The organism is Streptomyces sp. NPDC051913, assembly GCF_044593635.1.
Taxonomy (GTDB): Bacteria; Actinomycetota; Actinomycetes; order Streptomycetales; family Streptomycetaceae; genus Streptomyces.
On the sequence record NZ_JBIUCI010000013.1, the window covers coordinates 255,614 to 280,775 of the forward strand.

Sequence of the window (25,162 nt, forward strand, 5' to 3'; positions counted from 1 at the left end):
GTGGGGCTCAGCGCGCCGGTACCGGCGTGAAGCGGACCGGCAGTGCGGACAGGCCGCGCAGCCAGGGCGAGGGGCGGCGCGTCAGGGCGTCGGCGGGGACCGCGAGGTCGATGTCGGGCAGCCGGTCCAGGACGACCTCGATGCCGGTCCGCGCGATCACCTCGGCGACCTCCTGCGCGGGGAACGGGCACCGGTGCTCGCCGTGTCCGAAGGAGAAGTGGGCGCTGTTGCCGCCGGTGAGCGTGGAGCCGTCGGTGCGGACCTGCGGGTCGGAGTTGGCGCCCTGGAGGCCGAGCAGCAGCAGGTCGCCGGCGCGGACCCGGCGCCCGCCGAGCTGGGTGTCGCGGGACGCCCAGCGCCCGGCCACGTTCTGGGTCGGAGTGTCCTCCCACAGGACCTCGTTCATCGCGTCGGCGACGCTGTTGCGGCCGCCGAACAGGGAGGCCGCGAACCGTCCGTCGGTCAGCATCAGCCGCAGCGAGTTGCCGATCCAGTCGGCGGTGGGCTGGTGCCCGGCCGCCATCATCACCATCAGGTCCTGGGCGATCTCCTCGTCCGTGAACCCGCTGGGGTGGGCGAGCATGCGGGAGACGACGTCGTCCGCGGGTTCGGCGCGCCGGTCGGCGAGGAGCTGGAACATCGACGTGGCCAGATGGGTCTGGCCCGCGATGGCCCGCTCCCGGCCGTCGATCATGTCGTTGAGGGCGGTGACCAGGCCCGGCCCCTCCTCGTCGGAGAAGCCGTAGAGCCGGGCCAGGACCCGTACCGGCAGGAGCATCGCGTAGTTGCCGATGATGTCCGTCTCGCCCTCGGCGCACACCGCGTCGATCAGCTCGTCGGCGAACCGCTCGGCGTAGGAGCGCAGTTCGGAGGGGCTCACCGCCTCCAGCGCCTCGCTGATCATCGCGGCACGCTCACGGTGGCGCTCGCCGACGGTGTAGAGGATCGACGGCTGCTTGCGGCCGATCATCGGCAGCAGCGGCCAGTCGTCGGGGATGCGGTCCCACTGGTTCCACAGCTCGGAGTCCCGGCTGAACAGCACCGGATCGCCGGTGACCTGATGCAGCTCGCGGTAGCCGAGCACCAGCCAGGCCGGTATGTCGCCGTCGAGCACGACCGGCGTCACGGCGCCGTGGTCGCGCCGCATCTCCCGGTACAGCTGCGCCGGTTCGGTCTGGAACCTGGGGCCGCCGAGGGGCACGGGAGCGGTCACCGGGTCAACTCCTGTTCGAGGACGGGGACTTGGTTGGCGTAGGTGTTCTTCACATGCTCGACCAGGGTGATCAGCACCTGCTTGCCGGAGGCCCGGGAGCGGGCGTCGCAGTCGAGCAGCGGGATGTGCGGGTCGAGGTCGAGGGCCTCACGGATCTGCTGCGGGGCGTAGGCGGGGCCGCCGAAGTCGTTGCAGGCCACGATGAACGGGGTGCCGTGGTGTTCGAGCCGGTCGATGGCGTACCAACTGTCGTCGATCCGGCGGGTGTCGACGAGGACGACCGCGCCGAGGGTCCCGGAGAACAGCCGGTCCCACAGGAACCAGAACCGCTCCTGGCCGGGGGCGCCGAAGAGGTACAGCACGTTGCGGGCGTCGAGCGTGATCCGGCCGAAGTCGAAGGCGACGGTGGTCGCCTTCTTGTCCCGGACCTCGCTGATGTCGTCGACGTGCTCGCCGGCCCGGGTCATCGTCTCCTCGGTGTTGAGGGGACGTATCTCGCTGACCGAACGGACGAGAGTGGTCTTGCCGACGCCGAAACCGCCGACGACGACGATCTTGAGGCCGTTGTCGGCGGTGGCACCCAGAGGGGTGCGAGCGGCTGCCTCGGAGGCTGCTTCAGAGGTTGCGGAGTCCAACGAGCACCTGTTCCAGGACGTCGGGATCGGGGACGGCGGCTTTACGGGGGTGGCGGGCGCTGACGCGGCCCGCCGCGAGGAGGTCGCCGAGCAGGATCTTGGTGATGCTCACCGGCAGCTTCAGCTCGGCCGCCAACTCGACGACCGCGGTCGGCAGTTGGGCCAGCCTCAGGATCGCCGCGTGCTCCGACTGCATGCCGGTGGTCGGATCGCACTCGGCGACCACGAGCGTCACCAGGTCGAAGGGGCTGTCCGGAGTGGCGTGCGCGCGGCCACCGGTGAGGGTGTACAGACGGTCGGGTGAGTCGTCCCTGCCGGGGCGGCTCATGACGTCCGGGGCTGCGCGGTCAGATGGGCGCCGAGCTGTTCGACGAGCTCGCTCATGTTGTGCCCGACGAGACCGGCGTCCGCCTCCTCGGTCGTGACGACGGCCAGATGAGCGCCCTCACCGGCCTCGACGATGAAGAGGACGCCGCCGTAGAACTCGGTCATCGCCGACCGCACGCCACCGGTGCCGTCCCCGAACTCCACGGAGGCGCCCTGCGACAGGGCCTGGATGCCGGCGGCGATCGCGGCGAGCTGGTCGGCCTGGTCGACGGTGAGCTCCGGCGTCCGGCACAACTTCAGTCCGTCCCGAGAGAGGACGAGCGCGTGCCGCGCGCCCGGGGTGCGCTCCAGGAGGCCCTCGATGAGCCAGGTGAGCTTCTCGTCGGCGGTGGTCGTGCCGGTCATGACGTGGGGTCGCCTTCCGGAGTGGGGTGTGCGATGGAGGGGGTGGACGGTTCGGGAGTCTCTTCGCGGGTCTTCTCGCGGGTCTTCTCGCGGGTTCCTTCGGCCGGAGTGGCGGGGTCGCTCTGATCGGAGAGGGAGCCGCGCACGGCTTGCCGGAAGCTGCTGAAGCGGATGGCACGGGTGGGCGTGTCGTCGGTGGGGGCGTCGGGCGCGCCGGGGGCGGTGCTCGCGGTGGGCCTGGCGTGCCCGCCGTTCCCGGTCGCGTCGGTGGACCCGGCGGTCTCGGCGGCCCGCGCGCGGAGCCGTTCCCGCTGCTCCCGCTCGGCCTCGGCGAGGGCGCGGCCCCGGCGGCGCTTGGGGAGGCCGTCGGGGAGCCCTTCGGAGCGAGGCTCGGACCGGCTCTCGGCACGGCCTGTGGGCAGGTCGTCGGGGAGGGTGGCGGCGCTGTGGGCGGGTGACTCGTGGGTGGGGACCGGGTCGGGGACGGGGGCCGACGGCGCGTGCGGTGCCGGGTCCGTCTCCGTGCGCGGGTCCGGTGCGGCGGCGGCGCCGTCGCCCGCTGCCTCCGTCGTCCCTTCCGCCGCCTGCGCGGCCTCCGCCTGCGGAAGCGTCAGCGCTCCCGGGGGGCGGGCGGCCAGTTGTTCCGGTACGAGGATGTCCTGCGGTACGAGGACCAGGACGCCGGTGCCGCCACGGGCCGAGGGACGGAAGGAGACCGTGAGCCCGTACTTGCGGGACAGGCGGCCCACGACGGCGAGGCCGAGACGCGTGCCGGTGAGACCGCCGAGCTCGGCGTCGTCGCCGGACACGGCCCGTTCGGCGCGCCGGAGTTGGACGTCGCCCATGACCAGGCCGCTGTCCTCGACGGAGACGATGACACCGGCCGGGACCTCCTCGACGTACACGTGTACCTCGGCGGTCGGCGGGGAGAAGTTCGCGGCGTTGTCGAGGAGTTCGGCGAGCGCGTGCATCACGCCCTCGGCGGCGTGCCCGGCGACGGCGGCCTCGCAGGCGGAGTGCACCCGCACCCGCCGGTAGCCGCTGATGCGGCCCATCGCGCCGCGCAGGATCGACTCCATGGCGATGGGCCGGGCCCAACGGCGGCCGGAGCGCGCGCCGGTGAGGACGGCGACGGAGTCGGCGAGCCGGCCGGCCTGGGCGGTGCGGTGGTCGAGGTGGAGGAGGTCGGCGAGGACGTCCTCGTCGTCGTGCCGCTCCTCCATGGCGCGCAGGTCGGCGAGCATCCCGGTGGCCAGCGCCTGCATCCGGCTCGCCGCGTTGGCGGTGGCGGACAGGGCGGTGGACCGTTCCTGCTCGGCGCGCCGGGCGCGCTCGGTCAGCCGGGCGTTGGCGGCGGTGAGCCGGGCGCGCTGGTCCTCCAGCTCGGCGGTGAGCCGGGCGCGTTCCTCGGCGAGCTCGGTGGTGTGCCGGGCCCGCTCATGGGTGAGTTCCTCGGTCAGCTGCACCCGTTCCTGGTCGAACTCCGTGCTCTGCCGGGCCCGGTCCTGCAACAGCCGCCCGGCGTCGAGGGTGACGGCTTCCAGGCGGCGGCGGGTGATCCGGGCGTTCTGCAGGGCGTGGACGGCCACGGCGACGGCCGTGGTCAGCAACAGGGCGCCGATGCCGGTGCCGAGGGCGAGCGGGACGCGCTCCGACTCCGGCGCCCGGGCCACCGCGCCGGCGACCGCGAGCGCGGCGAGCACGGCGGTGAGCAGCGGGGCGGGCAGCAGGGTACGGGCGGTGGGTCGTTCGCCGGGCAGGCTGGGGGCGGTCATGAGTCGGGTCCTTGGTAGGGGGCCGCTGTCTGTTCCTGGGCGAGAAGCGACACCTGTCGCTCAATAAGCGGTCACTATATGAGAGTTGGTGATCAAATTGGGAAGGTTCTGGAGGCGTTCACAGGTTCCGGTGACGCGGGGTGACGGCGCCTCAGGTGGCGCACGGTGACGGTCGGGGTGCCGTCACTGTCAGTGGTCGGATGCATGCTTGAGCCATGACGGATCTCGAGTCGGCGCTGCGGGCGGCCGTCCGGGGTGAGGTCGGGTTCGACGTCACGTCCCGGGCGCTGATGACCATGGACGCGTCCAACTACCGAAGGGTCCCGCTGGGTGTCGTGGCGCCCCTGGACGCCGACGACGTGGCGGCGGCCCTGGAGGTGTGCCGGGAGCGCGACGTGCCGGTGGTGCCGCGCGGCGGCGGTACCTCGATCGCCGGTCAGGCCACCGGCACCGGGGTGGTGCTGGACTTCACCCGCCACATGAACCGCCTGCTCTCCCTGGACCCCGGGTCCCGTACGGCCGTCGTCCAGCCGGGCCTCGTCCTGGACCGCCTCCAGGACGCCGCCGCCCCGCACGGCCTGCGGTTCGGCCCCGACCCCTCCACCCACAGCCGCTGCACACTCGGCGGGATGATCGGCAACAACTCCTGCGGGTCGCACTCGGTGGCCTGGGGCACGACCGCGGACAGCGTCCGGGAACTGGACGTGATCACCGCGCGCGGGCGGCGGCTGAAACTCGGGCAGGACTGGGCCGGCGCCCCGGACGGCCTGCGCGACCTGGTGTCGGGCGACCTGGCCCGGCTGCGCACCGGCTTCCCCGTACTCCCGCGCCGCATCTCGGGTTACGCGCTGGACGCGCTGCTGCCGGAGAACGGCGCCGACGTCGCCCGCGCCTTCTGCGGCAGCGAGGGCACCTTGGGGGTGCTCACGCAGGCGGTCGTAAAGCTGGTGGAGGCGCCCCGCGCGCGTGCGCTGGCCGTGCTGGGGTATGTGGACGAGGGCGCGGCCGCCGAGGCCGCCGCAGGGCTGCTGCCCCACCACCCCCTGACCGTGGAGGGCATGGCGGCCGACCTGGTGCCCTCGGTGGCCGCGCTGCCGCGGGGCGGGGCCTGGCTGTTCGTGGAGACGGGCGGCGACACCGAGGCCGAGGCACGCGCACGTGCGCGGACGATCGTGCGGGCGGCGGACGTCGTGGACGCGCTGGTGGTGACCGACCCGGCGGACCAGCGGGCGTTGTGGCGCATCCGCGAGGACGCGTCCGGCACGGCGACGCGCATGCGGGACGGCTCCGAGGCCTGGCCAGGCTGGGAGGACTGCGCGGTGCCGCCACCCCGACTGGGCGCGTATCTACGGGACTTCAGGAGCCTGCTCACCGAGCACGGGCTGCGCGGGACGCCGTACGGCCACTTCGGTGACGGCTGCATCCACGTCCGCATCGACTTCGACCTGCTGACCGACCGGGGCGTCGCCGGTTTCCGCCGCTTCTCGGAGGAGCTCGCCGACCTGGTGGTGGCGCACGGCGGCTCGCTGTCCGGGGAACACGGCGACGGACAGGCGCGGGCCGAGTTGCTGCCGCGGATGTACGGCGCCGAGCTGGTGTCCCTCTTCGAGCGGGCGAAGGGGATCTGGGACCCCGACGACCTCCTCAACCCCGGCATGCTGGTCCGCCCGGCGCCGCTGGACGCCAACCTCCGCTTCTCCGTCCTCCCGCGCGAGCCGGTCGACGTGGCCTTCGGCTACCCCGCCGACGCCGGTGACTTCTCGGCGGCGGTCCGCCGCTGCGTGGGTGTCGCCAAGTGCCGTACGACATCCGTGGCGGGAGCGGGCGTCATGTGCCCGTCCTTCCGGGCGACCGGCGAGGAGGCGCACTCCACGCGCGGGCGTGCCCGGCTGCTGCACGAGATGCTGGCGGGCGAGGTGGTCACCGACGGCTGGCGTTCGGAGGAGGTGCGCGAGGCGCTCGACCTGTGTCTGTCCTGCAAGGGATGCCGGTCGGACTGCCCGGTCGAGGTGGACATGGCCACGTACAAGGCGGAGTTCCTCCACCACCACTACGCGGGGCGCCGCAGGCCGGCCGCCCACTACACGATGGGCCGCCTCCCGGTCTGGCTGCGGGCGGCGGCCCGCACGCGCACGGCCCGGCTGGTGAACGCCCTGGCGGCCGTAGGCCCGTTGGCGTGGGTGGCGAAGCGGCTGGGCGGGATCGCGCCGGAGCGGCGGATCCCGCGGTTGGCGGGGGAGACGTTCACGCGGTGGTGGGCGAGGCGGGCCCGGGGGCGTACGGCCACCGGTCCTTCAGCGGTGCTGTGGCCGGACACCTTCACCGAGCACCTCTCGCCGCAGGTGGGCCGGGCGGCGGTGCGGGTCCTTGAGGCAGCGGGCGTGACGCTGCTCCTCCCGCCCACCCTGCACCCCTCACCCGCCTTCGCCCCGCTCACGGCCCGTCGCGGCCGGGTCTGCTGCGGGCTGACGTACGTCTCCACCGGCCAGCTCGACCGCGCCCGTACGGTCATGCGCCGCACCCTCGACCTGATGGCACCGGTGCTGGCGACGGACCTGCCGGTCGTCGTCCTGGAGCCCAGCTGCGCGGCGGCCCTCCGCACGGACCTGCCCGAACTCCTCCATGACGACCCGCGCGCGGCCGTGCTGTCGTCCCGGGTCCTCACCTTCGCCGAGGCGCTGGAACGCCTGGCCCCCGGCTGGACGCCGCCACGGCTGAACCGCCCGACGACCGGCCAGACCCACTGCCACCAGCACGCGGTCCTGGGCGACACGGCCGACCGCCGGCTGCGTGAAGCGGCCGGCCTGGAAGGGGACTTGGCCGGAGGCTGCTGCGGCCTCGCGGGCAACTTCGGCTTCGAAGCCGGGCACTTCGAGGTGTCGCGGGCCTGCGCGGAGGACCAGCTGCTGCCGGCGGTGCGCGACGCGCCCGACGGCGCGGTGGTCCTGGCGGACGGCTACTCCTGCCGGACCCAGCTGGAACAGCTGGCCGGGGTGCGGGGCCGGCACCTGGCGGAGGTGTTGGCGGAGGGGCTCGCCGTTGATGATCTATAGCCTGGTGGGCTCGTACGCCGCCTCAAGGAGTCCGCGCATGCCCCTCCGCGTCCGCCCCCTCTCCCGCCCCGACCACCTCGCCTTCATCGCCGCCCGCCCCTCCGCCAGTCACACCCAGATCCCCGCCTGGGGCGAGGTGAAGCCGGACTGGCGGGCGGAGAGTCTGGGGTGGTTCGACGAGGAAGGGCGGCTGGTGGGGGCGGGGCTGGTGCTGTACCGGCCGGTGCCGAAGCTGAAGAAGTACCTCGCCTATCTGCCCGAGGGGCCGGTCATCGACTGGTACGACGCCGATCTCGGCGAGCGCTGGCTGGAGCCGATGCTCGCCCACCTCAGGCGGCAGGGCGCGTTCTCGGTGAAGATGGGGCCGCCCGTCGTCGTGCGCCGCTGGAGCGCCGACGCGGTGAAGGCCGCGATCGCCGACCCGGCCGCCCGGCGGCTGCGGGACGCCGAGGCGACCTCGTACGAACCCCGTGCCCTCGACGTCGCCGACCGGCTGCGGCGGGCCGGCTGGCAGCAGACGGAGCCGGGCGGCGAGGACGGCTTCGCCGCCGGACAGCCCCGGTACGTGTTCCAGGTGCCGTTCGCCGGACGGCCCCTGGACGAGATCCACCGCGGCCTCAACCAGCAGTGGCGGCGCAACATCAAGAAGGCCGAGAAGGCGGGCGTGGAGGTCGTCCGGGGCGGCCCCGAGGATCTCCCGGCGTTCTACGCCCTCTACACCGAGACCGCCGACCGCGACCGCTTCATCCCGCGCCCGCTCGCCTACTTCCAGCGCATGTGGACCGTACTCAACGCGGAACACCCCGACCGTATGCGGCTCTACCTCGCCCGCCACGACGGCGACCTCCTCGCCGCGGCCACGATGCTCACCGTCGGGGAGCACGTCTGGTACTCCTACGGCGCCTCCACCGCCCACAAGCGCGAGGTCCAGCCCAACAACGCCATGCAGTGGCGGATGATGACCGACGCCCACGCGCTCGGCGCCGCCGTCTACGACCTGCGCGGCATCACCGACACCCTGGAGGACTCCAACCACCTCCTCGGCCTGCTCCGGTTCAAGGTCGGCACGGGCGGTCAGGCCATCGAGTACCTGGGGGAGTGGGACTTCCCGATCAACCGGCTGCTGCACAAGGCGCTGGACCTGTACATGGCGCGGCGCTAGCGGGCCGGGCTCTCGCGGGTCAGTGGCAAAAGGGGTTCACGTTCCTGACTGAGTCCATTACTCTGGACTTGACAGTACACCGCGATGAACGAATCGCGTGCCGAACCCCTGGAAGGCCCCGTGACCACCCCCAGCACCGCCGCCGCCTCGCCTTCGGTAACCCCGGTTGCCCAGCCGCCCGCGGGCACCCCGCAGCGCCGGCGCTCGCTCGGCTCCATCGGCATGGTGCTGTCCGCGGGCGTCTCCGTGCAGTTCGGCGGTGCCCTCGCGGCGAGCCTGATGCCCCGGGCCGGGGCGCTCGGCGTGGTCACGCTGCGGCTGCTGGCCGCGGCGGTCGTGCTCCTGGTGGTGTGCCGGCCGCGGGTGCGCGGACACAGCCGCGCCGACTGGGCCACGGTGATCGTCTTCGGCCTCACGATGGCCGGGATGAACGGCCTGTTCTACCAGTCCATCGCGCGCATCCCGCTCGGCCCGGCGGTCGCCCTGGAGGTCCTCGGCCCGCTCGCCCTCTCGGTCCTCGCCTCCCGCCGTGCGATCAACCTGGTCTGGGCCGGGCTCGCCCTCGCCGGTGTCATGCTCCTCAGTGGCGGCGGCTTCGGCAGCCTCGACGTCGTCGGCGTCCTCTTCGCCCTGGGCGCGGGCGCGATGTGGGCGGCGTACATCGTCTTCAGCGCCCGTACCGGCCGCCGCTTCCCGCAGGCCGACGGGCTCGCCCTCGCCATGGTGGTCGCGGCGGTGCTCTTCCTGCCGCTCGGGATCGCCGAGTCCGGCACCAGGCTGCTCGACCCGATGACCCTCGCCCTGGGCTCGGCGGTGGCCGTGCTCTCCTCGGTCCTGCCCTACACCCTCGAACTCAGCGCCCTGCGCCGCCTGCCCGCCTCCACCTTCGCCATCCTCATGAGCCTGGAACCGGCGATCGCCGCCACGGCCGGCTTCCTCGTCCTCAGCCAGGCCCTCTCCACCACGGAGGCCCTCGCCATCGCCCTGGTCATCGCGGCCAGCATGGGGGTGGTGCTGACGCAGACGGGGCGGAGGAAGACGGCTGTGACGCTTCCCGAGGAGCCCTGAGCGGTGCCGGTCAGCCCGAGGCCGCCGTGCCTCCCGGCACCTCCGGTGCGCGCACCATGCGCAGGAACGCCTTCACCCCCGCGATGATCTCCTGGTTGTCGGTGAGGCGGTTCACCGTGGACTCGAACTCGCGGCCCAGCGCGGCGATCCTGCGATCCGCGTCCTCCGCCCGTTCGTAGGCGCTCATGGCCAGCGCGTCCACGGTCCGGCGGAGCTCGGCGAGGGACCGGTACTGTTCCTCGGCCTTCTCCTCCAGGACCCGCGTCCCGGTCTCGGCGCGGTCCATGCGGGCGTTCAGCTCGACCACGTCGTCCCGGGGATACGTGACGTCCTTGAGCAGCGTCCCGAGCCGCCGCCGGAGCTGGCCGAACCAGGCGCCGGCCGGGCGGAAGAACGTACTCAGCAGGAAGAACGCGGCGAACCAGTAGCCCGTGAACGCGCCCGTCACCCAGGTGACCGTGAGGACGACCGTCGACGTCACCACGTGTCCCGCGACCGCAGTCCGCAGCATCGCGCGGGCGATCCGCGTGGCCTCGGCGTCCCGGGCCCGGGAGATCTCCAGGCCCTTCTCCCGGCTCACCGCGATCTCCGCGAGCACGGCATGCGCCCGGAAGTAGAGGTTCCACGGCACGGTCAGCAGAAGCAGCAGCCACAGCAGGCTGAGCACCCCGGCCCCGGCCCCGAACACCACGTCCGCCGGCGCCCCCGCCAGATACGCGACGACCAGCGCGACCCCCGCCGCGACCACGGCCCCGACCCCCGCCAGAAACCTGCCCATGCCCCACCTTCCAGGTCGGATCCCCATCGGTGTCCATGGTTCCCGCGCGGCCCCGCGGTGGCATGAGTAGCCGTACTCAGTCGTGCTCGGCCGACACCTCCCCAAAAACAATGCAAGCACGCTTGCTTGTTTATGGAACGGGTGTCATCCTCGCTGCCATGGCAGACCCCACGCCCGTCATCGACGACCTCTGCGCGGAGAGCGAGGAACTCGACCTGATCGTGGCCGAGTTGAGCAAGGAGCAGTGGTCGGCGCCGACCCCCGCCCCCGGCTGGACCGTCGCCCACCAGATCGCCCACCTCGCCTGGACCGACCACTCCTCCCTGCTCGCCGTGACCGACCAGGCGGCCTTCTCCCGCGAGGTCGAGAAGGCGCTGGCCGCACCGGGCGACTTCGTCGACAACGGTGCCGAGGAGGGCGCGGGAAAGCCCCCGGAGCGGCTGCTCGCCTATTGGCGGGCGGGGCGCGAGGACCTGGCCGACGCTCTGCGAAGCGCCCCGGACGGCGCCCGTTTTCCCTGGTACGGCCCGCCCATGTCCACCGCCTCCATGGCCACCGCCCGCCTGATGGAGACCTGGGCGCACGGTCTGGACGTGGCGGAGGCGCTGGGCGTCACCCGCGCCCCCACCGACCGGCTGCGGCACATCGTCCGACTCGGCGTCCGCACCCGCGACTTCGCCTTCGGCGTGCACGGGCTGACCCCACCGTTCGAGGAGTTCCGCATCGAACTGACCGCCCCCTCCGGCGAGTTGTGGGTCTACGGCCCACAGGGCGCCACCGACCGCGTCACCGGCCCCGCCCTCGACTTCTGCCTCCTGGTCACCCAGCGCGCCCACCGCAGCGACCTCGCCCTGACCGCCGAGGGCGAGAACGCCGACCGCTGGCTGGACATCGCCCAGGCCTTCGCGGGCCCACCGGGAGACGGGCGCGCACCCAAGGGGGCCGGAAAGTGACCCTGCGCATCGGCAACGCCTCCGGCTTCTACGGCGACCGGTTCGACGCCCTGCGCGAGATGCTCACCGGCGGCGAACTCGACGTCCTCACCGGCGACTACCTCGCCGAGCTGACCATGCTCATCCTGGGCCGCGACCGGCTGAAGGACCCCGGCGCCGGATACGCCCGCACCTTCCTGCGGCAGTTGGAGGAATGCCTCGGCCTCGCCCAGGAGCGGGGCGTACGGATCGTCGCCAATGCCGGTGGCCTCAACCCGGCCGGACTCGCCACCCGGGTGCGGGAGTTGGCCGACCGGCTCGGCATCGCCGTCCGCGTCGCCCATGTCGAGGGCGACGATCTGACCGCCGCCCACCCCGGCAGCCTCGCCGCCCACGCCTACCTCGGCGGCTTCGGTATCGCGGAGTGCCTGCGCGCCGGCGCCGACGTGGTGGTGACCGGGCGGGTGACGGACGCGGCCCTGGTCACCGGGCCCGCCGTCGCGCACTTCGGCTGGCGGCCGACGGACCACGACCGACTCGCCGGCGCGGTCGTCGCCGGACACGTCCTGGAGTGCGGGACGCAGGCCACCGGCGGCAACTACGCCTTCTTCGCCGACCGTTCCCACGACCTCCGCCGCCCCGGCTTCCCCCTCGCCGAACTCCACGAGGACGGCACCGCCGTCATCACCAAACACCCCGGCACGGGCGGCTTCGTCGACGTCGGCACGGTCACCGCACAGCTCCTGTACGAGACCCAGGGCGCCCGGTACGCCGGACCCGACGTCACCGCCCGCCTCGACACCGTTTGCCTCACCCAGGACGGCCCCGACCGCGTCCGGATCTCCGGCGTCCGCGGCGAGGCCCCGCCCCCCACCCTCAAAGTCGGCCTCAACAAGCTCGGCGGCTTCCGCAACGAGGTCGTCTTCGTGCTGACCGGCCTCGACATCGAGGCCAAGGCGGCGCTCGTGCGGGCCCAGATGGAGCCGGTGCTGGGCAAGGTCGCCTCCGTGCACTGGGAGTCGGCCCGCACCGACCGCGCCGACGCCGACACCGAGGAGACCGCCAGCTCCCTGCTGAGACTGGTCGTACGGGATCCGGAACAGGACGCGGTGGGGCGGGCGTTGAGCGGCGCCGCCATCGAGCTGGCCCTCGCCAGCTACCCCGGCTTCCATGTGCTCGCACCACCCGGAAAGGGCGCGCCCTACGGGGTCTTCGAGGACGTGTACGTCCCCCAGGGCGCCGTCGACCAGGTGGCGGTCCTCGACGACGGCCGCCGTGTCCCCGTGGCGCCGGCCCAGGACACCCTCGTACTCGAAGATCCCGCGGAACCTGAGCTGCCCGCACCCCTTTCGCAGGGACCCACTCGACGCGCCCCGCTCGGCCTCGTCGCCGGCGCCCGGAGCGGGGACAAGGGCGGCAACGCCAACGTGGGCGTGTGGGTCCGGACCGACGAGGCCTGGCGCTGGCTGGCGCACACGCTCACCGTCGACCGCTTCCGCGAACTCCTGCCGGAGACCGCCGACTTGAACGTCACCCGGCACCCGCTCCCCAATCTCCGCGCGCTGAACTTCGTCGTCGAGGGCATCCTCGGCGCCGGTGTCGCCGCCCAGCACCGTTTCGACCCGCAGGCCAAGGCGCTCGGCGAATGGCTGCGCTCGCGCCACATGGACATCCCGGAGGCACTGCTGTGACCGTCCTGTCGTCCGCGCTGGACGTGAAAGGCGCCGACTACCGCGCCCACCGCGAGGCCATGCTCACCAAGCTGGACGAGCTGACCGCCGAGCACGCCAAGGCGCTCGCGGGCGGCGGCGAGAAGTACGTCGCCCGCCACCGGAAGCGCGGCAAGCTGCTCGCCCGCGAACGCATCGAGCTGCTCCTCGACCCGGACACGCCCTTCCTGGAGCTGTCCCCGCTGGCCGCGTGGGGCAGCGAGTACCAGGTCGGTGCCTCGCTCGTCACCGGCATCGGGGTGGTGGAGGGCGTGGAGTGCCTGATCACCGCCAACGATCCGACCGTGCGCGGCGGCGCGAGCAACCCGTGGAGCCTGAAGAAGGCGCTCCGGGCGAACGACATCGCTCTCGCCAACCGGCTCCCCTGCATCAGCCTGGTGGAGTCGGGAGGTGCCGACCTGCCGTCCCAGAAGGAGATCTTCATCCCCGGGGGCGCCATCTTCCGCGACCTGACCCGTCTCTCCGCCGCCGGAATCCCGACCGTCGCCGTCGTCTTCGGCAACTCCACGGCGGGCGGGGCCTACATCCCCGGCATGTCCGACCACGTGATCATGGTCAAGGAGCGGGCCAAGGTGTTCCTCGGCGGTCCGCCCCTCGTCAAGATGGCCACCGGCGAGGAGAGCGACGACGAGTCGCTGGGCGGCGCGGAGATGCACGCGCGCGTGTCCGGGCTCGCCGACTACTTCGCCGTCGACGAGCAGGACGCCCTGCGCCAGGCGCGCCGCGTGGTCGCCCGCCTCAACCACCGCAAGGCGTACGCCGCTCCGCCCCTCGCCGAGCCGCCCAAGTACGCGGCCGACGAACTCCTCGGCATCGTCCCCGGCGACCTGAAGACCCCCTTCGACCCGCGCGAGGTCATCGCCCGGATCGTCGACGCCTCCGACTTCGACGAGTTCAAACCGCTCTACGGCACCAGCCTCACCACCGGCTGGGCGACCCTGCACGGCTATCCGGTGGGCGTGCTGGCGAACGCCCAGGGGGTGCTGTTCTCCGCGGAGTCGCAGAAGGCCGCCCAGTTCATCCAGCTCGCCAACCAGCGCGACATCCCCCTCCTCTTCCTCCACAACACCACCGGCTACATGGTCGGCAAGGAGTACGAGCAGGGCGGAATCATCAAGCACGGCGCGATGATGATCAACGCCGTGTCCAACTCGAAGGTCCCGCACCTCTCGGTGCTCATGGGCGCCTCCTACGGTGCCGGGCACTACGGCATGTGCGGCCGCGCCTACGACCCGCGCTTCCTCTTCGCCTGGCCCAGCGCCAAGTCCGCCGTGATGGGCCCCCAGCAACTCGCGGGCGTCCTCTCGATCGTCGCCCGGCAGTCGGCGGCGGCGAAGGGCCGGCCGTACGACGACGACGCCGACGCGGCCCTGCGGGCCATGGTGGAGCAGCAGATCGAGTCCGAGTCGCTGCCGATGTTCCTCTCCGGCCGCCTCTACGACGACGGCGTCATCGACCCACGCGACACCCGAACGGTCCTCGGCCTGTGCCTGTCCGCCGTCCACACGGCGCCGTACGAAGGTGCGCGCGGCGGCTTCGGCGTCTTCCGGATGTGAGGGATCCCCAGTGACTTCCATGATCACTTCTGTCCTCGTCGCGAACCGCGGCGAGATCGCCTGCCGGATCTTCCGCACCTGCGCCGAGCTGGGCATCCGAACGGTCGCCGTGCACTCCGACCCGGACGCGAACGCCCTCCACGCGCGCGTGGCCGACACGGCGGTACGACTCCCGGGGGCGACGCCCGCCGAGACGTATCTGCGCGGCGACCTGATCGTGAAGGCCGCCGTCGCCGCCGGCGCGGACGCCGTGCACCCCGGCTACGGCTTCCTCTCCGAGAACGCCGACTTCGCCCGCGCCGTCCTGGACGCCGGGCTGGCGTGGATCGGCCCGCCCCCGGAGGCCATCGAGGCGATGGCGTCCAAGACACGCGCGAAGGAGCTGATGGGGCTCCGGCCGCTGGGGGAGGTCGGCGCGTCCGACCTGCCGGTGCTCGTGAAGGCGGCCGCGGGCGGCGGGGGGCGCGGAATGCGGATCGTGCGCCGCCTGGAGGATCTGAGCCCCGCGCTGGAGAGCGCACGCGCCGAGGCCGCGAGCGCCTTCGGGGACGGCGAGGTGTTCGTCGAGCCGTACGTCGAGAACGGCCGCCACGTGGAGGTGCAGCTCCTCGCCGACAGCCACGGCACCGTCTGGGCGCTCGGCACCCGCGACTGCTCCCTGCAACGCCGGCACCAGAAGGTCATCGAGGAGGCACCGGCACCCGGGCTCACCCCGGAGCTCGAAGAAGAGCTGCGCACGCTGGCCGTACGCGCAGCGCGCGCCGTCTCCTACGTCGGCGCGGGCACCGTCGAGTTCCTCGTCGCCGACGACACGGCGCATTTCCTGGAGATGAACACCCGCCTCCAGGTCGAGCACCCCGTGACGGAGGCGGTCTTCGACGTGGACCTGGTCGCACTCCAGATCGCCGTGGCAGAGGGCCGGCCTCTCCCCGAGTCACCTCCACACGCACGTGGCCACGCCGTCGAGGCCCGCCTCTACGCCGAGGACCCGGCAGCCGCCTGGGCCCCCCAGACCGGCACCCTGCACCGCCTGACCGTCCCCGGCGTCCGCCTCGACACCGGCTACGAGGACGGCGACGAGATCGGCGTCCACTACGACCCCATGCTCGCCAAGGCCGTCGCCCACGCCCCCACCCGCGCGGAGGCGATCCGCAAACTGGCGGGCGCGCTGGAGCGGGCGACGATCCACGGCCCGACGACCAACAGGTCCCTGTTGGTGAACTCCCTGCGCCACGAGGAGTTCACCACGGCCGCGATGACCACGGCGTTCTACGACCGCCACCTGACGTCCCTGACCACCCACGCCCCCGACCCGCACGCCCCACTGGCCGCCGCCCTCGCCGACGCCCACGGCCGCTCCCGCTTCGGCGGTGGCTGGCGGAACGTGCCGTCACAGGCCCAGGTGAAGCGGTACGAGGTGGCGGGCGAGGAGATCGAGGTCCGGTACCGCTGGGGACGGGAGGGCCTGGAGGCGGACGGGGTGCGAGTGGTGCACGCCGACGCGGGTCTGGTCGTACTCGAAGTGGACGGCGTACAGCGCCGGTACGAGGTGTCGAGGTACGCCGACGAGGTGTACGTGAACGCGGTCGCCCTGAAGGCCCTGCCCCGCTTCCCCGACCCGAAGGCGCAACTGGCCCCGGGCTCCCTGGTGGCCCCCATGCCGGGAACGGTCGTCAGGATCGCCGACGGCCTGGAGGTCGGAGCAAAGGTGGAGGCCGGTGAACCGATCGTGTGGCTCGAAGCGATGAAGATGCAACACCGCATTTCCGCCCCGGTCACAGGAACGCTGACCTCGCTGACCGCAGTACCTGGCCACCAGGTAGCGGTCGGAATGCTGCTGGCGGTTGTGGAACCCACCTAGGGGCGCGGGGAACTGCGCGACCAGCCACGAACAACCCGCACCCGGGAAGGAATCCCATGCCACCCACGATCGAATCCGAAGAACACAAAGCCCTCCGAGCCGCCGTATCCGCCCTCGGCAAACGCCACGGCCGCACCTTCGACCGAGAAGCCCTCTGGAGCGAAGCCGCCAAACTCGGCTACCTGGGCGTCAATCTCCCCGAAGAGTACGGAGGCGGGGGCGGCGGAGTATCCGAGCTGTCCATCGTCCTCGAAGAACTCGGCGCGGCGGGCTGCCCCCTGCTGATGATGGTCGTCTCACCCGCCATCTGCGGCACGGTCATCGCCCGCTTCGGCACCGAAGCCCAGAAGCGGGAATGGCTCCCCGCCCTCGCCGACGGCACCCGCACCATGGCCTTCGGCATCACCGAACCCGACGCCGGCTCCAACTCCCACCGCATCACCACCACGGCCCGCCGCGACCCGGCATCAGGAGACTGGCTGCTCACCGGCCGCAAGGTCTTCATCTCCGGCGTCGACATCGCCGACGCCACCCTCGTCGTCGGCCGCACCGAGGACTCCCGCACCGGACGCCTCAAGCCCTGCCTGTTCATCGTCCCCAGGGACGCCGAAGGGTTCCACCGTCGGCAGATCGACATGGAACTCCAGGCCGCCGAGAAGCAGTTCGAGCTGACGCTGGACGACGTACGGCTCCCCGCGGACGCGCTCGTCGGCGACGAGGACGCCGGCCTCCTCCAACTCTTCGCCGGCCTCAACCCCGAGCGCATCATGACCGCCGCGTTCGCCATCGGCATGGGCCGCTACGCACTCGCGCAGGCGATCACCTACGCCCGCGACCGCACCGTGTGGAACACCCCCATCGGCGCCCACCAAGCCATCGCCCACCCCCTCGCACAGGCGCACATCGACCTGGAGCTGGCCCGGCTGATGATGCAGAAGGCGGCCCATCTCTACGACGCCGGGGACGACGCCGGCGCGGGCGAGGCGGCGAACATGGCCAAGTACGCGGCGGGCGAGGCCTGCGTCAAGGCCGTCGACCAGGCCGTGCACACCCTCGGCGGCAACGGCCTCACGCGCGAGTTCGGCCTCGCCTCGTTGATAACAGCCGCGCGCGTGGCTCGTATTGCTCCGGTGAGCCGGGAGATGATTCTCAACTACGTCTCCCACCAGACCCTGGGCCTGCCCAAGTCGTACTAAGCCGCCCACCAGGCCGTCTTGGAGGAACCATGTTCCGCAGCGCGTACGCAGACGTCCCCACCGTCGAACTCCCCATCCACGAGGCCGTGCTGGGCCGCGCCGCCGAGTTCGGCGACACCCCCGCCCTGATCGACGGCACCGACGGCACCACCCTCACGTACGCCCAACTGGACGCCTTCCACCGCCGCGTGGCCGCGGGACTGGCCGAGACGGGAGTGCGCAAGGGGGACGTGCTCGCCCTGCACAGCCCGAACACGATCGCCTTCCCCACCGCGTTCTACGCGGCCACGCGCGCGGGCGCCTCCGTCACCACCGTGCACCCGCTGGCCACCGCGGAGGAGTTCGCCAAACAGCTCACCGACTCGGCGGCCCGCTGGATCGTCACCGTCTCACCCCTCCTCGGCACGGCCCGCAGGGCGGCCGAACTCTCCGGCGGCATCGAGGAGATCCTCGTCTGCGACAGCGCCCCCGGACACCGCTCCCTCCTCGACATGCTCGGCACCACGGCCCCCGAGCCCCAGGTCACCATCGACCCGGTCGAGGACGTGGCCGCGCTGCCGTACTCCTCCGGCACCACCGGCGTCCCCAAGGGCGTGATGCTCACGCACTCCCAGATCGCCACCAACCTCGCCCAGCTGGAACCGCTGATGCCGGCGAAACCCGGCGACCGCATCCTCGCCGTCCTGCCCTTCTTCCACATCTACGGCCTGACCGCCCTGATGAACGCGCCGCTCCGGCAGGGCGCCACCGTCGTCGTCCTGCCCCGCTTCGACCTGGAGGGCTACCTCACGGCCATCCAGAACCACCGCATCACCGACCTGTTCGTGGCCCCGCCGATCGTCCTCGCCCTCGCCAAGCATCCGCTGGTCGCGCAGTACGACCTGTCATCCCTGCGGCACATCGTCAGCGCCGCCGCGCCCCTCGACGCCCAACTCGCCGCCGCCTGCTCCCGGCGCCTGAACCTGCCGCCGGTCGGCCAGGCGTACGGCATGACCGAACTGTCGCCCGGCACCCATGTCGTCCCCCTGGACGCCATGCGCGAGGCCCCCGCCGGCACGGTCGGCCGCCTCGTCCCCGGCACCGAGATGCGCATCGTCTCCCTCGACGACCCCGGCAAGGACCTCGGCGCCGGCGAGGCCGGCGAGATCCTCATCCGCGGCCCCCAGGTCATGAAGGGCTACCTCGGCCGCCCCGACGCCACCGCCGCCATGATCGACACCGACGGCTGGCTGCACACCGGCGACGTCGGCCATGTCGACACCGACGGCTGGCTGTTCATCGTCGACCGCGTCAAGGAACTCATCAAGTACAAGGGCTTCCAGGTCGCCCCCGCCGAACTCGAAGCCCTGCTCCTCACCCACCCCGGCATCGCCGACGCCGCCGTCATCGGCGTCTACAACGACGACAACAACGAGGTCCCGCACGCCTACGTGGTCCGCCAGCCCACCGCCGCCGACCTCTCCGAAGGAGAGGTCATGATGTACGTCGCCGAACGCGTCGCCCCCTACAAACGCGTCCGCCACGTCACCTTCATCGACGACGTCCCAAGGGCCGCCTCCGGCAAGATCCTGCGCCGCCGACTGAGGGAGCTCGCATGACCCTGATCGACCGCACCCGCACGCGAGGCGTCGAGACCCTCACCCTCGACTCCCCGCACAACCGCAACGCCCTGTCGGCCGCGCTGGTCGGCGAGCTGACGGACGCGCTGACCGACTGCGACAAGGACGGCGACGTCCGCGCGGTCGTCCTCACCCACACCGGCAACACCTTCAGCGCGGGCGCCGACCTCAAGGACCCGCCCCACCCCGACGCCTTGGTCGGCCTGCTCCGCCAGATCGTCGCCGTACCGAAACCCGTCCTCGCGCGCGTCACCGGCCACGTCCGCGCCGGCGGCCTCGGACTGCTCGCCGCCTGCGACATCGGGGCGGCGTCCACCGCGGCGACCTTCGCCTTCACGGAGGTACGGATCGGGGTCGCCCCCGCCGTCATCTCCCTCCCGCTCCTGCCCCGCACCGACCCGCGCGCCCTCGCCCGCTACTACCTCACCGGCGAACGCCTCGACGCCGCCGAGGCCACCCGCATCGGCCTGCTCACCACGACGGGCGACGACGTGGACGCCGTACTCGAACCCATCCTCGAAGGACTGCGCAAAGCCGCCCCCGAGGCCCTGGCCGAGACGAAACGGCTGCTCACGGTTAGGGTGCTGGAAGCCTTCGACCGGGACGCGGCCGACCTCACCGCGCTCTCGGCCCGCCTGTTCGCCTCCGCGCAGGCCCGCGAAGGCATGACGGCCTTTCTAGAACGACGGGACCCCACATGGGCGCTGTGAGCACGGTCGGCGACCGTACCGACCGTTCCCCGGGCGACCGCACCCCCAAACAGGACCGCAGCCGGGCCACCCGGCAGCGGCTCCTCGAAGCCGCCGTGGCCTGCCTCGCCGAACACGGCTGGGCGGGCTCCACGGTCTCCGTCGTCGCCGAACGCGCGGGCGTCTCCCGAGGCGCCGCCCAACACCACTTCCCCACCCGCGAGGACCTCTTCACGGCAGCGGTGGAGTACGTCGCCGAGGAACGCTCCGAAGCGATCCGCGCCCTGTTCCCGCAAGGCGCCGCGGCCGGCGACCGCCGAGCCGTCGTCTCCGCCCTCGTCGACCTCTACACCGGCCCGCTCTTCCGGGCCGCCCTCCACCTGTGGGTCGCCGCCTCCAACGAGGAGCAACTACGCCCTCAAGTGACGGAGTTGGAGGCCCGGGTCGGCCGCGAGACCCACCGCATCGCGGTGGACCTGCTGGACGCGGACGAGTCGAGGCCGGGCGTACGGGAGACGGTCCAGGGCCTGCTGGACATGGCCCGCGGCCTGGGCCTGGCCAACCTCCTCACCGACGACAAGGGCCGCCGCGAGAAGGTGGTCGCGCAATGGACGGCGCTGCTGGAGACAGCGCTCAGGGCCGCCTGAGCAGCGGAAGCTCAGGGACTGAGCCGCTCCACCCGCCAGCTCCCGTCCGCCTGCGCCACGTATCGCAACCGGTCGTGCAGCCGGTTCTCCCGCCCCTGCCAGAACTCCACCGCCTGCGGAGCCACCCGGAAACCACCCCAGTGCGGCGGCACCGGCACCTGCTCACCCTCCGGATAACGGGCCGCCAACCCGGCGTACGACGCCTCCAGATCCGCCCGCGTCCCGATCACCGACGACTGCTCGCTCGCCCACGCGCCCAACTGCGAACCGTGCGGCCGGGTACGGAAGTACGCGGCGGTCTCGTCCCGCCCCGTGCGCCGCGCGACACCCGTGACGATCACCTGGCGCGCCATCGGATGCCACGGGAAGAGCAGCGAGACGTACGGGTTCGCGGCGAGATCACGCGCCTTGCGCGAGTCGTAGTTCGTATAGAAGACGAACCCCCGCTCGTCGAACTGCTTCAGCAGCACCGTCCGCGCGCTCGGCCGCCCCTCCGCGTCCGCCGTCGACACCACCATCGCGTTCGGTTCGAACAGATGGGCCTCCGTCGCGGCCTGCTTGAACCAGCGCGCGAACTGCTCCACCGGAGTGGCGGCCAGCTCACCCTGGGAGAGCCCCTCGGCCCGGTACTGCTTACGCATCGAGGCGGGGTCGGGAGCGGTCTCGGGAGCGGTCTCGGCCCCTCGGGAGACGGCGTCTGCGTCGGTCACGTGGTCATCTTGCCGTATCGAACGTCACTCCACGGAAGGTGGCACTGAGTGCCGCGAACCCTGCCCAAGGGTGGCACTCGGGGATATGGTGCAGATGCCACCCCCGTGGGGTGACCGCCGACCCAACGGGGCATCACTGGGATGACCGCCCAGGACCGCGAGCCCCGCACAGGCCGTGGATCCGTCGGCGTCACCCGTCGCACACATCATGAGGAGCCGCCTGATGTCCGACTTCGTACCTGGCCTCGAAGGAGTCGTCGCGTTCGAGACGGAGATCGCCGAACCGGACAAGGAGGGCGGCGCACTCCGCTACCGGGGCGTCGACATCGAGGATCTCGTCGGGCACGTCTCGTTCGGCAACGTCTGGGGCCTGCTCGTCGACGGCGCCTTCCGCCCCGGCCTGCCGCCCGCGGAACCCTTCCCGATCCCCGTCCACTCCGGCGACATCCGAGTCGACGTCCAGTCCGCGCTGGCGATGCTGGCCCCGGTATGGGGCCTGCGGCCCCTCCTCGACATCGACGAGGCCCAGGCCCGCGAAGACCTCGCCCGCGCCGCCGTCATGGCCCTGTCCTACGTCGCCCAGTCCGCCCGCGGCCAGGGCCGCCCCATGGTCCCGCAGAGCGAGATCGACAAGGCCCAGTCCGTCGTCGAACGCTTCATGATCCGCTGGCGCGGCGAACCCGACCCCAAGCATGTCGCGGCGGTCGACGCGTACTGGACCTCAGCCGCCGAACACGGCATGAACGCGTCCACCTTCACGGCCCGGGTCATCGCCTCCACCGGCGCGGACGTGGCCGCGGCCCTGTCGGGTGCGGTGGGCGCCATGTCGGGCCCGCTGCACGGCGGCGCCCCCTCCCGCGTGCTCCACATGATCGAGGAGATCGAGCGCACCGGCGACGCCGAGGCGTACGTCAAGCAGGCCCTCGACAAGGGCGAACGCCTGATGGGCTTCGGCCACCGGGTGTACCGCGCCGAGGACCCCCGCGCGCGCGTGCTGCGGCGTACGGCGCGTGAACTGGGCGCGCCGCGCTTCGAGGTCGCCGAGGCGCTGGAGAAGGCGGCCCTGGCGGAACTCCACGCCCGCCGCCCCGACCGCGTCCTGGCCACGAACGTCGAGTTCTGGGCGGCGATCGTGCTGGACTTCGCCGAGGTCCCGGCGCACATGTTCACATCCATGTTCACGTGCGCCCGCACCGCCGGCTGGTCCGCGCACATCCTGGAACAGAAGCGGACGGGGCGCCTGGTCCGGCCCTCGGCTCGCTATGTGGGGCCGGGAGTGCGCAGCCCTCAGGACATCGAGGGGTACGGGAACATCGCCGCCCAGTGAGATGACTGGCTGAGGGGCGCGCCGTTCACGCCGGAGTCAAGAGGCTCCCGTGATGGCGCTCCGCCACCAGCGGATGCGCCCGCAACTTGCCCTTCAGCTCGTTGTAGCCGTACTCGGCGAAGAGGGGGTTGGCGGGGTCGTCGGAGACACCGGGCGCGGCGGAGGCGTACGCGAACGGCAGCGGCTCCACCCGCCCGTCCAGCCGCGGGTTGTAGAAGAACGGCACGGAGAACCGCTCGGTGGCGCCGGGCGGGGAGACGACGCGGTGGTTGGTGGCGACCAGATACCCCTTGGTCGCCACCTCCAACAGCTCCCCGAGATTGACGACGAAGGCCCCCTCCAACGGCGGCACGTCATGGAAGAGCCCGTCCTCACGCTGCACCTGGAGGCCACCCACCTGGTCCTGAAGGAGCAGGGTGAGGAACCCGTAGTCCTTGTGCGCGCCAACCCCCTGATCGGCGCCGTCACCGGCACTCCCCGGATACCGCACGAGCTTGAGATGCGGATGAGCGCGCTCCCCGAAGATCGGGTCGTAGAAGTCCGCCGGCGCCCCGATGGAGGCGAGCAGCTCGTGCAGCAGCCGCTCGGCGACGGAACTGAGCCGCTCGACCCAGGCGAGCGCGGCGGTCCGCAGCTCGGGCAGCGATTCGGGCCACTGGTTGGGCCCCTCCAGCCACCAGTACGCCGGCTCACCGGCCCCGGGTATCCGCGCCGCCCGCTCGGCCCCGATGTCCAGCTGATCCCGCCAGTCCCGACTGCCCCCGGTGCGCTCGTCACCGGTGCGGGTGTACCCCCGGAAGTGGGGCGAGTGCACGTTGTCGATGGCCAGCCGCTCCCGCTCGGGCAGTGCGAAGAACCTCCGCATGGCGGAGAGCAGGGAGTCGGTCTCGGCCTGGCTGATCCCATGCCCGACGAGCTGGAAGAACCCCACGTCATGGGCGGCACTGTGCAACTGGGCATGCAGCAGCGCAAGGGCCTGCGGACCGCGGTCGGCGGCCGAGAGATCGATGATCGGGAGCTGCTGGTACGACGGATTCGTCGACACGTTGGTCATGGTGCGTCCGCAAAGGGTGAGAGGGAGAAACGCGGCAGCGGATGGCTGCGCAGAGGGGCTGGAGGCTCAGATGGAGCGTCGACAGCCCATGCTCGTGACGCGGACGTAGTCCACGTGGCGGCGTCGAACGAGCGAAAGCATGGGGTCAGGGTACTGCGTGCCGCAAGAATCGCGGGTGGCGCAGGTCACTCGCGTAAATCCTGCGCTCCCTGACAACGCAGACGACCCGCGAACTCGGGTCCCCCCGCCTCAGCGGGGGAGCCGGCCGGACGTACCGGCGAGCTCGCGGGTCGGGTGACTGCTTGGGATTGGGCCGGCTGCACACGTCTGTCGCGTGCTGGTCCGGCACCGCACAAAATGTGGTGACGGGCCGCTAGCCCGCAGCCACCTCTTCCGTCCGGTATGAATACATCTGCCGAACCACCTCCCTTCTGAAGTAGCAGCAGCCTAAGAAGCCGTCGGCGCCCGATCAACCTCTTTTTTTGAATCGCTCCGCCCGCCCAGGGCTCAGAGGATGCTCCTGCGCCCCTCCTCGAAGTAGTGCCCCTCCGCCAGGTCCGCGAGCAGGCCGGGCTGTTCCGGCTTCCAGCCGAGGCGCTGTTGGGTCAGGGTGCTGGAGGCGCGGAGGTCCATGGCGGCGAAGTGGGCGATCCAGCCGAAGTGGGCGGTGGCTTCGGCGCGCGGTAGGCGGAGGACCGGGACGCCCAGGCCGTGGCCTATCGCGGTCGCGATGTCGTGCAGGGGTACGCCCTCGTCGCCGATCGCGTGGATGCGGGTGCCCGGGGCGGCCTTCTCCAGGGCCAGGCGGTAGAGGCGGGCCGCGTCGAGGCGGTGGACGGCCGGCCAGTGGTTGGTGCCGTCCTCGATCATCGCGGAGACGCCCTTCTCGCGGGCCGTGTCGATGAACCTGGGCACGAAGGCGCCGTCCTCGGGGCCGTGGACGGACGGAGGAAGGCGGACCACGCTGGTGCGTACGCCGCGGTCGGCGAGGGCGAGGGTGGCCTCCTCGGAGGGGACGCGGAAGGGCGCCACGGAGTCCGGGTGGGCCGGGTCCTCCTCCGTGGCGTGGATGCCGGGCTCGACCAGGAACGCCGATGTGGTCACGAAGGGCTTGCCGGTGCCTTCCAGCACCGCGCCCATCGCCTCGATGGCGTGCAGGTCGATCACGCCCGAGGCGGCGATGTTCGAGAAGTCGTGCTTGAAGGCGGTGTGGATGACGCCGTCGGCCGATTCGGCGCCCCTGCGCAGGCTGTCGAGGTCGTCCAGGTCGCCGCGATGGACCTCCGCGCCGGCGGTCCGCAACGCCGCCGCGGAGGAGTCGGAGCGGGCCAGGCCGACGACCTCGTGTCCGGCGCCGATGAGTTCACGGACGACTGCGGTGCCCACGAAACCGCTCGCGCCGGTGACGAATACGCGCATGCTGAT

At 72.1% G+C, this 25,162-nt stretch carries 21 protein-coding genes; 12 read left to right on the forward strand and 9 right to left on the reverse strand.

Going from position 1 to position 25,162, the window contains the following annotated elements; translation table 11 throughout:
• Window positions 1-7: 7 nt before the first annotated feature.
• Genes ACIHIX_RS33780 through ACIHIX_RS33800 form a run of 5 tightly spaced genes read right to left on the reverse strand, consistent with a single transcriptional unit; the run spans window position 8 to window position 4,355 of the window.
• The gene (locus ACIHIX_RS33780) at window positions 8-1,213 is read right to left on the reverse strand and encodes a cytochrome P450 (RefSeq protein WP_399962921.1); all 1,206 of its coding nucleotides are present in this window, start codon (window positions 1,211-1,213) and stop codon (window positions 8-10) included.
• The gene (locus tag ACIHIX_RS33785) at window positions 1,210-1,848 is read right to left on the reverse strand and encodes a GTP-binding protein (protein WP_399962923.1); all 639 of its coding nucleotides are present in this window, start codon (window positions 1,846-1,848) and stop codon (window positions 1,210-1,212) included. Before ACIHIX_RS33785 ends, ACIHIX_RS33780 begins: the two co-directional genes overlap by 4 nt.
• Entirely contained in the window at window positions 1,829-2,176 is a 348-nt protein-coding gene (locus ACIHIX_RS33790; RefSeq protein WP_399962924.1) for a DUF742 domain-containing protein, read from the reverse strand. Before ACIHIX_RS33790 ends, ACIHIX_RS33785 begins: the two co-directional genes overlap by 20 nt.
• The gene (locus tag ACIHIX_RS33795) at window positions 2,173-2,580 is read right to left on the reverse strand and encodes a roadblock/LC7 domain-containing protein (protein WP_399962926.1); all 408 of its coding nucleotides are present in this window, start codon (window positions 2,578-2,580) and stop codon (window positions 2,173-2,175) included. The genes ACIHIX_RS33790 and ACIHIX_RS33795 overlap by 4 nt, the downstream gene beginning before the upstream one ends.
• A complete protein-coding gene (locus ACIHIX_RS33800) occupies window positions 2,577-4,355 on the reverse strand; it encodes an ATP-binding protein (protein WP_399962928.1) in 1,779 nt (592 codons plus the stop codon). The genes ACIHIX_RS33795 and ACIHIX_RS33800 overlap by 4 nt, the downstream gene beginning before the upstream one ends.
• Window positions 4,356-4,570: 215 nt before the next feature.
• On the opposite strand from ACIHIX_RS33800, the gene ACIHIX_RS33805 reads away from it, so the two are divergent.
• The 3 genes from ACIHIX_RS33805 (at window position 4,571) to ACIHIX_RS33815 (ending at window position 9,638) form a co-directional block, all read left to right on the forward strand.
• Window positions 4,571-7,408, forward strand: coding sequence for an FAD-binding and (Fe-S)-binding domain-containing protein (locus ACIHIX_RS33805; protein ID WP_399962930.1), 2,838 nt, complete (start codon window positions 4,571-4,573; stop codon window positions 7,406-7,408).
• Window positions 7,409-7,445: 37 nt separating this feature from the next.
• Window positions 7,446-8,570, forward strand: a complete 1,125-nt coding sequence (locus ACIHIX_RS33810; protein ID WP_399962932.1) for a lipid II:glycine glycyltransferase FemX — start codon at window positions 7,446-7,448, stop codon at window positions 8,568-8,570.
• Between the two features lie 84 nt (window positions 8,571-8,654).
• Entirely contained in the window at window positions 8,655-9,638 is a 984-nt protein-coding gene (locus tag ACIHIX_RS33815) for an EamA family transporter (protein ID WP_399962934.1), read from the forward strand.
• Between the two features lie 10 nt (window positions 9,639-9,648).
• Here the strand turns inward: ACIHIX_RS33815 and ACIHIX_RS33820 are convergent, their stop codons facing one another.
• Entirely contained in the window at window positions 9,649-10,416 is a 768-nt protein-coding gene (locus ACIHIX_RS33820) for a hypothetical protein (protein ID WP_399962936.1), read from the reverse strand.
• Window positions 10,417-10,574: 158 nt separating this feature from the next.
• On the opposite strand from ACIHIX_RS33820, the gene ACIHIX_RS33825 reads away from it, so the two are divergent.
• Genes ACIHIX_RS33825 through ACIHIX_RS33860 form a run of 8 tightly spaced genes read left to right on the forward strand, consistent with a single transcriptional unit; the run spans window position 10,575 to window position 20,646 of the window.
• A complete protein-coding gene (locus ACIHIX_RS33825) occupies window positions 10,575-11,369 on the forward strand; it encodes a TIGR03084 family metal-binding protein (protein ID WP_399962937.1) in 795 nt (264 codons plus the stop codon).
• Window positions 11,366-13,039 (forward strand): acyclic terpene utilization AtuA family protein, encoded by a 1,674-nt coding sequence (locus ACIHIX_RS33830; protein ID WP_399962939.1) that lies wholly within the window; start codon window positions 11,366-11,368, stop codon window positions 13,037-13,039. The genes ACIHIX_RS33825 and ACIHIX_RS33830 overlap by 4 nt, the downstream gene beginning before the upstream one ends.
• The gene (locus ACIHIX_RS33835; protein ID WP_399962941.1) at window positions 13,036-14,634 is read left to right on the forward strand and encodes an acyl-CoA carboxylase subunit beta; all 1,599 of its coding nucleotides are present in this window, start codon (window positions 13,036-13,038) and stop codon (window positions 14,632-14,634) included. Before ACIHIX_RS33830 ends, ACIHIX_RS33835 begins: the two co-directional genes overlap by 4 nt.
• 19 nt (window positions 14,635-14,653) lie before the next feature.
• Entirely contained in the window at window positions 14,654-16,495 is a 1,842-nt protein-coding gene (locus ACIHIX_RS33840) for a biotin carboxylase N-terminal domain-containing protein (protein ID WP_399962943.1), read from the forward strand.
• A gap of 56 nt (window positions 16,496-16,551) precedes the next feature.
• Complete coding sequence (locus ACIHIX_RS33845) at window positions 16,552-17,691, forward strand: acyl-CoA dehydrogenase family protein (protein ID WP_399962944.1); 1,140 nt, start codon at window positions 16,552-16,554, stop codon at window positions 17,689-17,691.
• Window positions 17,692-17,720: 29 nt separating this feature from the next.
• Complete coding sequence (locus ACIHIX_RS33850) at window positions 17,721-19,289, forward strand: 4-coumarate--CoA ligase family protein (RefSeq protein WP_399962946.1); 1,569 nt, start codon at window positions 17,721-17,723, stop codon at window positions 19,287-19,289.
• Window positions 19,286-20,020: an enoyl-CoA hydratase family protein gene (locus ACIHIX_RS33855; protein WP_399962948.1), complete on the forward strand. Its 735-nt coding sequence runs from the start codon at window positions 19,286-19,288 to the stop codon at window positions 20,018-20,020. The genes ACIHIX_RS33850 and ACIHIX_RS33855 overlap by 4 nt, the downstream gene beginning before the upstream one ends.
• Window positions 20,008-20,646 carry a TetR/AcrR family transcriptional regulator gene (locus ACIHIX_RS33860; protein WP_399962950.1) on the forward strand — a complete coding sequence of 213 codons (639 nt, stop codon included), beginning with the start codon at window positions 20,008-20,010 and terminating at the stop codon, window positions 20,644-20,646. The genes ACIHIX_RS33855 and ACIHIX_RS33860 overlap by 13 nt, the downstream gene beginning before the upstream one ends.
• A gap of 11 nt (window positions 20,647-20,657) precedes the next feature.
• Here the strand turns inward: ACIHIX_RS33860 and pdxH are convergent, their stop codons facing one another.
• Complete coding sequence (gene pdxH, locus ACIHIX_RS33865; RefSeq protein WP_399962951.1) at window positions 20,658-21,356, reverse strand: pyridoxamine 5'-phosphate oxidase; 699 nt, start codon at window positions 21,354-21,356, stop codon at window positions 20,658-20,660.
• A gap of 223 nt (window positions 21,357-21,579) precedes the next feature.
• Between pdxH and ACIHIX_RS33870 the strand changes: the two genes are divergently transcribed.
• A complete protein-coding gene (locus tag ACIHIX_RS33870; protein WP_399962953.1) occupies window positions 21,580-22,683 on the forward strand; it encodes a citrate synthase 2 in 1,104 nt (367 codons plus the stop codon).
• A 25-nt stretch (window positions 22,684-22,708) separates the two neighbouring features.
• On the opposite strand, the gene ACIHIX_RS33875 is transcribed toward ACIHIX_RS33870, so the two are convergent.
• Together ACIHIX_RS33875 and ACIHIX_RS33880 are read right to left on the reverse strand one after the other, a co-directional pair.
• Window positions 22,709-23,737: an isopenicillin N synthase family dioxygenase gene (locus ACIHIX_RS33875; RefSeq protein WP_399962955.1), complete on the reverse strand. Its 1,029-nt coding sequence runs from the start codon at window positions 23,735-23,737 to the stop codon at window positions 22,709-22,711.
• Window positions 23,738-24,244: 507 nt separating this feature from the next.
• Window positions 24,245-25,156 carry an SDR family oxidoreductase gene (locus tag ACIHIX_RS33880; RefSeq protein WP_399962957.1) on the reverse strand — a complete coding sequence of 304 codons (912 nt, stop codon included), beginning with the start codon at window positions 25,154-25,156 and terminating at the stop codon, window positions 24,245-24,247.
• Between the last annotated feature and the right edge of the window lie 6 nt (window positions 25,157-25,162).